At 72.8% G+C, this 11,052-nt stretch carries 11 protein-coding genes; 4 read left to right on the top strand and 7 right to left on the bottom strand.

What is annotated here, in order from left to right; translation table 11 throughout:
- Positions 1-27: 27 nt before the first annotated feature.
- From def to ACIQNU_RS13405, 7 genes are all read right to left on the bottom strand, one after another.
- Positions 28-678, bottom strand: a complete 651-nt coding sequence (gene def, locus ACIQNU_RS13435) for a peptide deformylase (protein ID WP_401365356.1) — start codon at positions 676-678, stop codon at positions 28-30.
- Between the two features lie 109 nt (positions 679-787).
- A complete protein-coding gene (locus ACIQNU_RS13430; RefSeq protein ID WP_401365354.1) occupies positions 788-1,780 on the bottom strand; it encodes a tetratricopeptide repeat protein in 993 nt (330 codons plus the stop codon).
- Between the two features lie 191 nt (positions 1,781-1,971).
- Positions 1,972-3,249, bottom strand: coding sequence for an HD-GYP domain-containing protein (locus ACIQNU_RS13425; RefSeq protein ID WP_401365351.1), 1,278 nt, complete (start codon positions 3,247-3,249; stop codon positions 1,972-1,974).
- Positions 3,246-4,703 (bottom strand): HD-GYP domain-containing protein, encoded by a 1,458-nt coding sequence (locus tag ACIQNU_RS13420; protein ID WP_401365349.1) that lies wholly within the window; start codon positions 4,701-4,703, stop codon positions 3,246-3,248. Before ACIQNU_RS13420 ends, ACIQNU_RS13425 begins: the two co-directional genes overlap by 4 nt.
- A 206-nt stretch (positions 4,704-4,909) precedes the next feature.
- Positions 4,910-5,242, bottom strand: coding sequence for a mycothiol system anti-sigma-R factor (gene rsrA / locus ACIQNU_RS13415; RefSeq protein ID WP_401365346.1), 333 nt, complete (start codon positions 5,240-5,242; stop codon positions 4,910-4,912).
- Complete coding sequence (gene sigR / locus ACIQNU_RS13410) at positions 5,239-5,916, bottom strand: RNA polymerase sigma factor SigR (RefSeq protein ID WP_401365343.1); 678 nt, start codon at positions 5,914-5,916, stop codon at positions 5,239-5,241. Before sigR ends, rsrA begins: the two co-directional genes overlap by 4 nt.
- Positions 5,917-6,224: 308 nt before the next feature.
- Positions 6,225-7,040 (bottom strand): SOS response-associated peptidase, encoded by an 816-nt coding sequence (locus tag ACIQNU_RS13405; RefSeq protein ID WP_401365341.1) that lies wholly within the window; start codon positions 7,038-7,040, stop codon positions 6,225-6,227.
- A gap of 49 nt (positions 7,041-7,089) precedes the next feature.
- On the opposite strand from ACIQNU_RS13405, the gene ACIQNU_RS13400 reads away from it, so the two are divergent.
- The 4 genes from ACIQNU_RS13400 to rsgA all read left to right on the top strand — a co-directional run bounded on the left by ACIQNU_RS13400 (position 7,090) and on the right by rsgA (position 10,985).
- Positions 7,090-7,812, top strand: coding sequence for a M50 family metallopeptidase (locus tag ACIQNU_RS13400; RefSeq protein ID WP_401365338.1), 723 nt, complete (start codon positions 7,090-7,092; stop codon positions 7,810-7,812).
- Between the two features lie 35 nt (positions 7,813-7,847).
- Entirely contained in the window at positions 7,848-8,501 is a 654-nt protein-coding gene (locus ACIQNU_RS13395; protein ID WP_401365336.1) for an alpha/beta family hydrolase, read from the top strand.
- Positions 8,502-8,619: 118 nt separating this feature from the next.
- On the top strand, positions 8,620-9,960 hold the full coding sequence (gene aroA, locus ACIQNU_RS13390) for a 3-phosphoshikimate 1-carboxyvinyltransferase (protein WP_401365333.1): 1,341 nt from the start codon (positions 8,620-8,622) through the stop codon (positions 9,958-9,960).
- 14 nt (positions 9,961-9,974) lie between these two features.
- Positions 9,975-10,985, top strand: a complete 1,011-nt coding sequence (gene rsgA, locus ACIQNU_RS13385) for a ribosome small subunit-dependent GTPase A (protein ID WP_401365330.1) — start codon at positions 9,975-9,977, stop codon at positions 10,983-10,985.
- The last annotated feature ends 67 nt before the right edge of the window (positions 10,986-11,052 follow it).

Raw genomic sequence — 11,052 nt, 5'->3', positions numbered from 1 at the left:
CGCTCCGTCAGACGCCCGTGCGCGGTCTCACTCGTTGGGGACCACGGGGTACCGAGGGGTGCCTTCGGCCATCTGCCGCAGCGCGTCCTTGCGGTCCCGCTTGGAGAGCCGGTCGATGTAGAGGTAGCCGTAGAGGTGGTCCGTCTCGTGCTGGAGGCAGCGGGCGAAGTACCCCGTGCCGCGTACCTTGACCGGGTTGCCCTTCTCGTCCTGCCCGGTCACCTCGGCGTAGTCGGGCCGGGCCAGCTCGGCGTACGCGGTCGGTACGGACAGGCAGCCCTCGTTCGAGTCGTCGAGGCGGCGCTGGTCGGCGGGCAGCTCGGTCAGCACCGGGTTGCACACCACGCCCACGTGCCGTACGCCCTCGTCGTCCCCGCAGTCGTACACGAAGACCTTCAGGTCGACGCCGATCTGGTTGGCGGCCAGGCCCACGCCCTCGGCGGTCCGCTGGCTGGCGAACATGTCGGCGACCAGCTGCTCCAGCTCGCCGTCGAAGACCGTGACGTCCCGGCACTCCTTGTGCAGCACCGGGTTGCCCACGACGGTGATCGGTCGCGAGGTGCCGCGCTCCACGTAGGCCGCCTCGCGCTCCTCGCCGTCCTGCGTGTCGATGACGAAGCCCTCGTCGTCCACGGGGAGCACCCCGGCCGGTGCCTGTTCGGTGTCCTGCTGCGCCATCGCCGCCGTATGCCTTCCTGGAAACCTTCGAATCGTGATGCCCGTACACCTTACGGCGCCGGGCACGCGGCCCCCGCCGGTTCCCCGGCCATCGGACCCCTGACCGGATTCAGCAGACCTCTTCGAGATCGCGCCAGTCCCGGGTGTCCGGGCTGTCCGCGACCCAGCTGTCGAGCAGACCGCGTACCAGGGACGCGGGCGCCGCGATCCCGCACTCGCGCTCCGGCACCCACTGCTGCCCGTCCGTGCGGTGGCCGAGCGGCCCGGGGTGACCCGGCTCGCTGTGGTCGTGCGGGTCGAGGTGCTCCCCGTCGCCCTCGTCGCTGGGCATCCGGCTCTCGGAGCACATCCGGCACAGCAGCCGCACGGACGACGACCAGTCCTCGGCGGCGAAACCGGCGTCGGCGGCCAGCGTCTCCAGGGCGTCCCGGTCCTCCTCGTCGTCGGCTTCCAGGAGGACGACCCAGGTGGGCACGGGCGAGGGGGCCCACAGCTCGATCTCGTCGAAGACGGGGTAGGCGTGCCCGGCGGCCGTGGTCCGCTCGCCGTGCGGGACGCCGTCGTGCAGGACGACCTCGCCCCAGCGGCGGCCCGACGAGGGCAGCGGGATGGACAGGACCTCGATCCGGGCCGGGTCCAGGCGCCGGCCCCAGACCACCTCGGCCTCGCCCTCGGGCGAAAGCCGCACGGCCGCGCTGCCCAGCTCCATCCCGGTCGGTTCGCCCAGGGACCCGCCCTGGCTCGGCCGGCCGCCGGGCACCCGCAGGCCGTACGCCTGCCAGGCGCGGCGGGCCAGCGGCCAGTCCTGGAGCGCGGTGGCCGCGATCCCCACGTTCCACCAGTCGGGAGCGCCGGTCTCGCGGTCGAGCAGCGCGACGGCCCGCAGGCCCGCGGCGCGCGCCTGCTCCCAGTCGTGCCGGAACTTGTGCAGCAGCGCGAGATTGAACCAGGACTCCGACAGCCAGGGTTCGAGATCGGCGGCCCGGGTCAGGAGCGCGCCCGCGTCCTCGTACCGTCCGTCGCCGATGAGCGTGAACGCGCGGTCCGTGGCCTGCCGCCATGAGGCGGAGGGCCGGTGCCGTCCCTTGCCGAAGATCCTCACGATTCCCGCCTGCCGTCCTCACCGGGGGGCACGGATTCCTTCCCCGCCCCGACACCGCCAAGGCCTGTGTCCCCGGACACCCTTCTCACTCTCTCGCCGAACCGCTCGCCGATCCGCTCGCCGAAGCGCCTGTCGAACCGTTCCTTCGCATCCAACCACGGACGGTCGGACGGCCGCTCATTACCCATGGGTTACCCAGCGGAGGGCAGCATAAGACCGCCGCGCGCCAGTACGCGGGCCAGCGACTCGACCACCTCGGGCTGGTAGTCGCGGCCGGTGGCCAGGCGCAGCCGTTCCAGGGCCGTGAGCGGGCCTCCCGGTCCCTCGTCGCGCACCATCTCGTCGTACGCGTTCGCCGCCCGCACGATACGGGCGGTCAGCGGCTGCTCGCGATAGGGGTCCGCCTGGTGTTCCACGACGACGGCGACGGCGGCGTCCACGCCGGTCTGCCGGACGACGGCACCGCCGAGCAGCGCGATGCGCCGCTGCTCGGCCTCGGGCAGGAGGGCGGTGGCGCCGGAGGGCACCGGGTCGACGAGCGAGAGCTGTCCGATGTCGTGCATGAGGGCCGCGTACTCCAGGACGGTCAGATCGGGCTCCGACAGGCCCAGCTCACGGCCGACGGCCCGGCTGAGCACGGCGACCCTGCGGGCATGCCCCTGGGGGGTGTATCCGGCGATCTCGGTGGCGCGGGCCAGCGAGGTGATGGTCTGCCGGTAGGTGGTGCGCACGGCCGCGTACCGGCGGAACGAGAGGTGCGTGAGCAGCAGCGGCAGCGAGAAGACGGGCAGCGCCCACAGGCCCGCGACGGCGACGGCGAGCGCCATGACCACGCCGGACGCGCACACCGCGGACCCGACGCCGAGCATGGCGCGCAGCTCGTCCCGCAGCAGCGGTCCGAACGGCCAGCCGGTACGGGCGCGGGCCAGCGCGGCGGCGAGCACGCCGTCGCACAGCGCGGTGAGGACGAGCACGCAGACGAGCCACAGGGCGTATCCGGGCCCGGGGCTGAGGAGTCCGTACAACGTGCCCTCGTTGTAGAGGGGTTGGAAGAGGGCGGCGGCGAATCCGACGGTGAGGACGCGGCGCGTCATGTGGTCGAGCGAGGGGCCCCGCCCGGTGGCCACGTGCGGGACGGAGCCGACGAGACCGCCGGCGACGGCGACGGCGATCACCTGGAGGACGCCGTGGTGCGTGGGCAGGCCCGCGTTCTCGCCGAGCAGGGCGTACGCGAGGGCGCCGGCGGCGGCCAGCGGCGCGGGTTCGCGTTCGCCGTCCCCGGGGCCGCCCCAGCGGGCCAGCTCGCCGACCGCGATGAGCAGCCCGAAGGCGAGAGCGGTGCCGCGCTGGTCGACGCCGTGCCAGAGGGTCGAGGCGACGGCGAGCGCGCTGAGGACGCCGGCGCCGCAGTGCACGAGGGCGAGGGTGGCCCGGCCGGTGCGGCAGCGTTTTCGCGGGCGCGGTCTCATGAGGGGCTTCCGGCGCGCGGCGCCCCGGACCGCGCGGCCGGCACGCCGTACGCGTCACCGTTCGCGTCACCGCACGCATCGCCGTCCGGACGGCGTTCCGGATCGTGTTTCGCACCGCCTTCCCGACTGCCCTCCCGGCCGCCTTCCGGATCGTCGGCGGTGACCGTCGGATGCCAGCCGTGCCGGTCGAGCGCGCGGACCAGCGCCTGCACCATCCGCGGGTCGAACTGCGTACCCGCGCACCGCTCCAGCTCGCCGACGGCCGTCGCCACCGGGCGGGCGCGCCGGTAGGAGCGGGTCGACGTCATCGCGTCGAACGCGTCCGCGACCGCCACCACCCGGGCGAACTCGGGGATCTGACGGCCCACCAGGCCATACGGATAACCGGTGCCGTCGAGACGTTCGTGGTGGTGCAGGATCGCGGCGCGCGCCTCGCCGAGGAAGCCGATGCCGCGCACCATCTCGTGCCCGTACTCGGGGTGCAGCTCGATGACCCGGCGCTCCTCGGGGGTGAGCGGTCCGTCCTTGCGCAACAGCCGGGTGGGGACGCCGAGTTTGCCGACGTCGTGCAGGATGCCCGCGAAGCGCAGCGCCTCCACGCGCTCGTCGGCCAGGCCGAGTTCACGGGCGATCAGCACGGAGGCTCGGCCGACGCGTTCGCTGTGGCCGCGCGTGTAGCCGTCCTTGAGGTCGACGGCCTGCACCAGCGCGCGGATGGTGGCCTGGTGGGCGGCGCGCTCGCGGTGGTACTGCGCGAACACCCAGCAGGAGAGGTACATCGGCAGCAGGACGAGCAGCGCGGCGAACGGCCCGTACGGGCTGCGCCACAGCACCGCCATCATCAGCCCGGCGAGCCCGTGCACGACGACGGGCGCGAGGGAGCGCGCGAAGAGTCCGCGCCAGGCCGTACGCGCGGGCACCCGCTCGGCGAGCGCGAGGATGCCGCCGTCGAGGAGGGTGAGCACCGCGCAGAACACCAGCACGGCGGCCCCGGCGGGCACGAGGGCGTACGGGAAGTCGGGCGCCGCGTGCGGGCCGCCGCCCGCGAGGTCGTCCCGGGCGAGCGCGGCGGGCCCGCCGGCCAGCCGGTACGCGTGGGCCGCCGCCCAGGTGGCGAGGGCGAGCTGGGCGGCGTGCCAGCCGCGCCGGAGCCAGGCGGGCGCCCGGTCGATCCGGGCGAGGAGGGCGCCGGGCACGGCGACCAGGGCCGCGGCGCCCGGCGACAGGAGGAACGCTCCTGCGAGCAGGACGGGGAAGAAGGTGCCCATGCCCTGGGGCGCGTGGCGGCCGAGGAACCGGCAGCGGGGCACCTGCTCGCAGCCCGCGTAGAGCGCGGCGAGCAGGGCGACGGCCGGCCAGGGGGTGTGCGGGGTGAGGGCGGGGGCGGCGCAGAGCAGGGCTCCGAGGCCGGCGCAGAGGATGTACGCGCGGGCCCGCACCGGAACCGACCGCATGCGCTCTCCTCCCCTGGGCTCCCCTGGCCCGGCCAACTCGGGGGCCGGGCGCGCCCGTTCAGGCTCCGGAGAATAGAACGGGCGGGGTGGCGCGGGGGTGGCATCGGCGGATTCGCCGGGTTTCAGCGGGGCGGATTAGCACCTTCGGGTGACGGTGCGCGCGCGCCGGTTGGCGCCGAGGCCCGCGGCGCGTGCGGCGGGGAGAGTCAGGCGCCCTCGGCGGACACCGTGCTGCCCTGGACCGTGCTGCCCGGGGCGGTGATGTCCTCGTCGGACACGCTCTGCCCGGACCGGATCATGTCGATCCGGCCCATCACCTTGGCGCGCAGGTCGCTCGGTACGTCGTCATGGCCGCAGCACCGCTTGACCAGCTTCTTCACGGCCTGTTCGAGGCCGTACTTCTCCAGGCACGGGGAGCACTCCTCGAAGTGCGTCTCGAACTTGGTGCAGTCGCTGTCGGGCATCTCACGGTCCAGGAACTCGTAGAGATGATCGAGTACTTCCGCGCAGTCCGTCTCGTGCGCATCGCCGCAGCTCATGACCCCGAGCCTTTCGCTTCGTTCGACTCTCCGGCACCGGCCGGGACGAGTCCGCGGTCACGCGCGTAGTCCTCAAGCATGCCGCGCAGTTGACGGCGGCCCCGGTGCAGCCGGGACATCACCGTGCCGATGGGTGTACCCATGATGTCCGCGATCTCCTTGTACGCAAAGCCCTCTACGTCCGCGAGATAGACCGCGATACGGAACTCCTCGGGGATCGCCTGGAGCGCGGACTTCACATCCGAGTCGGGCAGGTGGTCGAGCGCCTGCGACTCGGCGGAGCGCAGCCCGGTCGACATGTGCGACTCGGCGCGCGCGAGCTGCCAGTCCTCGATCTCCTCGGCGGCACTGCGCTGCGGCTCGCGCTGCTTCTTGCGGTACGAGTTGATGAAGGTGTTCGTGAGGATCCGGTAGAGCCACGCCTTGAGGTTGGTGCCCTCACGGAACTGGTGGAACGAGCCGTACGCCTTCGCGTAGGTCTCCTGCACCAGGTCCTCGGCGTCGGCGGGGTTGCGCGTCATGCGCAGCGCCGCCGAGTACATCTGGTCCAGGAAGCCCAGGGCGTCCCGCTCGAAGCGGGCGTTGCGCTCGGACGTCGTCTCCTCCGGTGTCTCCTCGGGCTGCTCCGCCTGGCCGTGTTCGGTCCCTGCGTCGGTCCCAGTGACCGGACCCACCTCCTCCAGCGACGCGGCAGGACCGAAACCGGTCCCACTCGAATCGGAGGATAGTCGACCATGCGTGGTCAGGGCCGGTCGATCAGCCCCGCCCGCCGCACGCAGCACCGTCCACTCCAGTGCGCTGGAGCTGCTACGGCTCGGGCAGATGGTCGAACCCATGCGGCGGTCTCCCTTTCGTACGAACGTCTGTACCGCCCACAACACCGACACCGCGCCGGGCATTCCCCCTCGGGCGGGCACCGGCGGACGGGTGTGATCGACCGGTCACAGTGCGTTCGGAACAGGCCAGAACAGGCCAGAACAGATCAGAACAGGGTCGACTCCTCCGGGCCCTCCAGTTCCTTCAGGAGTTCCGCCCCGTTGTTGCGGACATTGCTCACGGCCGTCGACACCGGGTACGCCCGCATCAGGCCCTCAGGTGGTGGGGCCAGCAGGTCGCGCAGGTCGTCGGGGTCCGTGCGGGACGGGTCGAGCCAGGTGTCCCAGCGGTCCGGGGTGAGCATCAGCGGCATCCGGGGGTGGATCTCGGACAGGGTGTACGGGCCGTCGGCCGGGGCGACGGCCAGCGGGGTGGTCTCCGCCTCCGTCGTGATCACCGAGCACGTCACCCACCAGGCCAGCGGATGGTCGTCGGGGAGTGTGCGGTCCCGCCAGAACTCGTAGAGGCCCGCCATCGCGAACACCGAACCGTCCGCCGGAGTGACGAAGTACGGCTGCTTGCGCGGGCGCTTCTTCTTGCCCTCGACCTCCAGGTCCCGCTCGCCGGCGCCGGTCACCCACTCGTAATAGCCGTCCGCCGGGATGATGCAGCGCCGTGTGGCGAAGGCCCTGCGGTACGACGGCTTCTCGTGGACGGTCTCCGCGCGCGCGTTGATCATCCGGGCCGCGCCCTCGGGGCTCTTCGCCCAGGACGGGACCAGGCCCCACTTGAGTTTCCGCAGCTGGCGAACCGGACGCGGGTCGTCGACGTCTTTCACGGGACGGTCGAGGACGGCGTAGACCTCCTTCGTCGGTGCCACGTTCCAGTCCGGGGCCAGGGTCTCCTCCGGCTCCCACTTCTCGATCTCAAAGATTCCTGCGAGATCCTCGGGCCTACGACTTGCCGCATACCGTCCGCACATACGTGCCACACTGCCAGACCCCCACCCCCTTGAGGGAGCCGCCCGCCCCATGAACACCCTCGCCGACGCCAGCCTCACCGACCTCTGGGACCGTGTCTTCGGCACCCAGCCCGACCCGGACACCTGGGTGGTGATCGCCACCGCGGTCGCCGCGCTCGCCGTGACCGTCCCGCACGTCGTCTGGCGGCTGTCCCGCAACGCCATCACCATCGCCCACGAGGGCGGGCACGGGCTCATAGCCCTGGTCACCGGGCGCCGTCTCGACGGCATACGGCTGCACTCGGACACCTCGGGCCTGACGGTCAGCCGGGGCAAGCCGACCGGCATCGGCATGATCCTCACGGCCGCCGCCGGCTACACCGCGCCCCCGCTGCTCGGCCTCGGCGGCGCCGCGCTGCTCGCCGCCGGGCACATCACCGCGCTGCTGTGGCTGGCGACGCTGCTGCTCGTCGCGATGCTGGTGATGATCCGCAACGCGTACGGCGTCCTCACCGTCGTCGTCGCGGGCGGCAGCTTCCTGCTGGTGTCCTGGCTCGCCGGACCCCAGGTGCAGGCGGCCTTCGCGTACGCCGTGGTCTGGTTCCTGCTGCTCGGCGGAGTGCGGCCCGCCTTCGAACTCCAGCGCAAGCGGCGCCGTGGCGGCGCGGGCGACTCCGACGCGGACCAGCTGTCCCGGCTCACCCATGTGCCCGCCGCGATGTGGTTCTTCCTCTTCCACGCGGTGTCCCTGTGCTCGCTGATAGGCGGCGGGCGCTGGCTGCTCGGTCTCTGAGGGCCGGGGACCCGGTCGCACGGCAGGATGGGTACGTGACCCGTACCCAGACCCCCACGACCCGTACCGAGAGCGTCGACACCGAGGCCGGAGCGGCACGTATCACCTGGCACCCGGCGCGCACGGCCCGTCTCGTGCTCGCCCTCGGCCATGGCGCGGGCGGCGGCATCGAGGCCCGCGACCTGGCGGCCCTGGCCGCCGCGCTACCCGCGCACGGCGTGACCGTCGCCCTCGTCGAGCAGCCCTGGCGGGTCGCGGGCAAGCGGCTCGCGCCCGCCCCGAAGACGCTGGACACCGGCTGGCGTGGAGTGTGGCCCGCGCTGGCGGAGGCCGGGGTGCCGGTGGTCGCCGGCGGTCGCAGCGCCGGGGCCCGCGTCGCCTGCCGTACCGCGTCCGAGCTGGGCGCGCATGCCGTACTCGCGCTCGCCTTCCCTCTGCATCCGCCGGGCAGGCCCGAGAAGTCCCGCGCCGACGAACTGCTCGGCGCCGGGGTCCCCACCCTCGTCGTCCAGGGCGGCAACGACTCCTTCGGCCGTCCGTCCGAATTCCCCCCGGGCCCATACGACCTGACCGAGGTGCCGGAGGCCGACCACTCCTTCTCCGTCCCGAAGCGGGCGGCCCTGACGCAGGACGAGGCGCTGCGGCACCTCACGGACGCGGTCACGCACTGGACGGCTTCCCTGACCTGACCACCCGTCCCGGACCCGACCGCCCGACCCGGCCAACCCCCGCAGGCCCCTGTTTCGACAGGGTTTCGCCGTATTTGATCAAGATCGGGGCCCCTACTGAGCCACTAAGGTAAAGAACATGACCGTGAACCCAGCCCACGCCTCCCTCTGGCCCGCCCCGCACGCGAGCGGCGCCGTCGCCGCGACGGTCCAGGTGCCCGGATCGAAGTCGGTCACCAACCGGGCCCTGGTGCTCTCCGCGCTCGCGGCCGAGCCGGGCTGGCTGCGCCGCCCGCTGCGCTCGCGCGACACCTTGCTGATGGCGGGCGCGCTGCGCGCGATGGGCGTGGGCATCGAGGAGACGGTGTCCTCCAGTTCGGCGGGGGCGGGCGCCCCGGGCGTCGCGGGTGAGGCGTGGCGGGTCATCCCGGCGGGGCTGCACGGCCCGGCGACGGTCGACGTGGGCAACGCGGGCACGGTCATGCGCTTCCTGCCGCCGGTCGCCGCGCTGGCCGACGGCCCGGTCCGTTTCGACGGCGACCCCCGCTCGTACGAGCGACCGCTGAACGGAGTGATCGACGCGCTGCGGGTGCTGGGCGCCCGGATCGACGACGACGGGCGGGGCGCGCTGCCGATGACCGTGCACGGCGGCGGCGCGCTGGACGGCGGGACCGTCGAGATCGACGCGTCGTCGTCCTCGCAGTTCGTGAGCGCGCTGCTGCTGTCCGGGCCGCGCTTCAACCAGGGCGTGGAGGTACGGCACATCGGGGGCACGCTGCCGTCGATGCCGCACATCCGGATGACGGTCGACATGCTGCGCGCGGCCGGGGCGCAGGTGGACACCCCCGAGTCGGGCGGCGAGCCGAACGTGTGGCGGGTCACCCCGGGCGCCCTGCTCGGCATGGACGTGACGGTGGAGCCGGATCTGTCGAACGCGCAGCCGTTCCTGGCGGCGGCGCTGGTGACCGGCGGCCGGGTCGTGATCCCGGACTGGCCCGAGCGCACCACACAGCCGGGTGACCGGCTGCGGGAGATCTTCACCGCGATGGGCGGCTCCTGCGAGCTGACGGCACACGGTCTGGTGTTCACCGGGTCGGGCAAGGTGCAGGGCATCGACGTCGACCTCGGCGAGGTCGGTGAGCTGACCCCCGGTATCGCGGCGGTCGCGGCCCTCGCGGACTCCCCGTCGACGCTGCGCGGTGTGTCGCATCTGCGGCTGCACGAGACGGACCGCCTCGCCGCGCTGACCAAGGAGATCAACGAGCTGGGCGGCGATGTCACCGAGACCGCCGACGGCCTGCACATCCGCCCGCGCCCGCTGCACGGCGGAACCTTCCACACGTACGACGACCACCGGATGGCGACGGCGGGTGCCCTGATCGGTCTGGTGGTGGACGGAGTGGTGATCGAGAACGTGGGGACGACCGCGAAGACCCTGCCCGACTTCCCCGATCTGTGGACCGGGATGCTCGGGAACTGACGGGCCGACCGACGATGCGCCGCTACGGCAAGAACCCCGACGAGGACGACATCCGGGTCCGCCCCAACCGCAAGGGCAACCGGCCGCGTACGAGCATCCGGCCGAAGCACGAGGACGCGGCCGACGGCATGGTCCTGACCGTCGACCGGGGCCGGCTGACGTGCCTCGTCGACGGCCGCGTCGTCATGGCGATGAAGGCCCGCGAACTGGGCCGCAAGGCCGCCGTGGTGGGCGACCAGGTCGCGCTCGTCGGTGATCTGTCAGGCAAGAAGGACACCCTCGCGCGGATCGTCCGCATCGAGCCCCGCACCTCGGTCCTGCGCCGCACGGCCGACGACGACGACCCCTACGAGCGGGTCATCGTCGCCAACGCGGACCAGCTCGCCATCGTCACCGCACTCGCCGACCCGGAGCCCCGGCCGCGCCTGATCGACCGCTGTCTGGTCGCCGCGTACGACGCCGGTCTCGATCCGCTCCTGGTGCTCACCAAGTCGGACCTCGCCCCGCCGGACAAGCTCCTGGAGACGTACGACGCGCTGGGCATGCCCTATGTGGTGACGTCACGTCAGGAGCTGGAGGACGGCACGGCGACGGGCCGCGTCATGGAGTTGCTGGCGGGCCGGATCACGGCGTTCGTCGGGCACTCGGGCGTCGGCAAGACGACGCTGGTGAACACCCTGGTGCCCGAGGAGCGGCGCCGGACCACCGGGCACGTCAACGCGGTCACGGGCCGCGGCCGGCACACCACCACGTCCGCGCTGGCCCTGCCGCTGAGCGGGGCGGACGGCTGGGTCATCGACACCCCGGGCGTACGGTCGTTCGGGCTCGCGCACATCGATCCGTCCCGCGTCATCAAGGCGTTCCCCGATCTGGAGCCGGGCACGGAGGGGTGCCCGCGCGCGTGCAGCCACGACGAGCCGGACTGCGCGCTGGACGCGTGGGTGGCCGAGGGGCACGCGGATCCGGCGCGCCTGTACTCGCTGCGGCGTCTGCTGGCGTCGCGGGAGGGTCACGACGTGGACTGAAAACCCCGCCCCTATCCTGATGTTTGCGTATCCGCCACCAAGGTAAGTGCATAATCGCACCAAGCTC

Source organism: Streptomyces sp. NPDC091292 (assembly GCF_044757265.1).
Classification (GTDB): Bacteria; Actinomycetota; Actinomycetes; order Streptomycetales; family Streptomycetaceae; genus Streptomyces.
The sequence above is the reverse complement of the archived record's forward strand: the minus strand, read 5'-3'. Positions and strand labels throughout refer to the sequence as shown.

Excerpts from the sequence above, each read along its gene's own strand:
- def (WP_401365356.1), bottom strand. The coding sequence starts at position 678 with ATGGCGCAGCAGGACACCGAACAGGCACCGGCCGGGGTGCTCCCCGTG.
- rsrA (WP_401365346.1), bottom strand. The coding sequence starts at position 5,242 with ATGAGCTGCGGCGATGCGCACGAGACGGACTGCGCGGAAGTACTCGAT.
- ACIQNU_RS13420 (WP_401365349.1), bottom strand. The coding sequence starts at position 4,703 with ATGCGGTCGGTTCCGGTGCGGGCCCGCGCGTACATCCTCTGCGCCGGC.
- ACIQNU_RS13400 (WP_401365338.1), top strand. The coding sequence starts at position 7,090 with ATGAACACCCTCGCCGACGCCAGCCTCACCGACCTCTGGGACCGTGTC.
- aroA (WP_401365333.1), top strand. The coding sequence starts at position 8,620 with ATGACCGTGAACCCAGCCCACGCCTCCCTCTGGCCCGCCCCGCACGCG.
- rsgA (WP_401365330.1), top strand. The coding sequence starts at position 9,975 with ATGCGCCGCTACGGCAAGAACCCCGACGAGGACGACATCCGGGTCCGC.
- ACIQNU_RS13405 (WP_401365341.1), bottom strand. The coding sequence starts at position 7,040 with ATGTGCGGACGGTATGCGGCAAGTCGTAGGCCCGAGGATCTCGCAGGA.
- ACIQNU_RS13425 (WP_401365351.1), bottom strand. The coding sequence starts at position 3,249 with ATGAGACCGCGCCCGCGAAAACGCTGCCGCACCGGCCGGGCCACCCTC.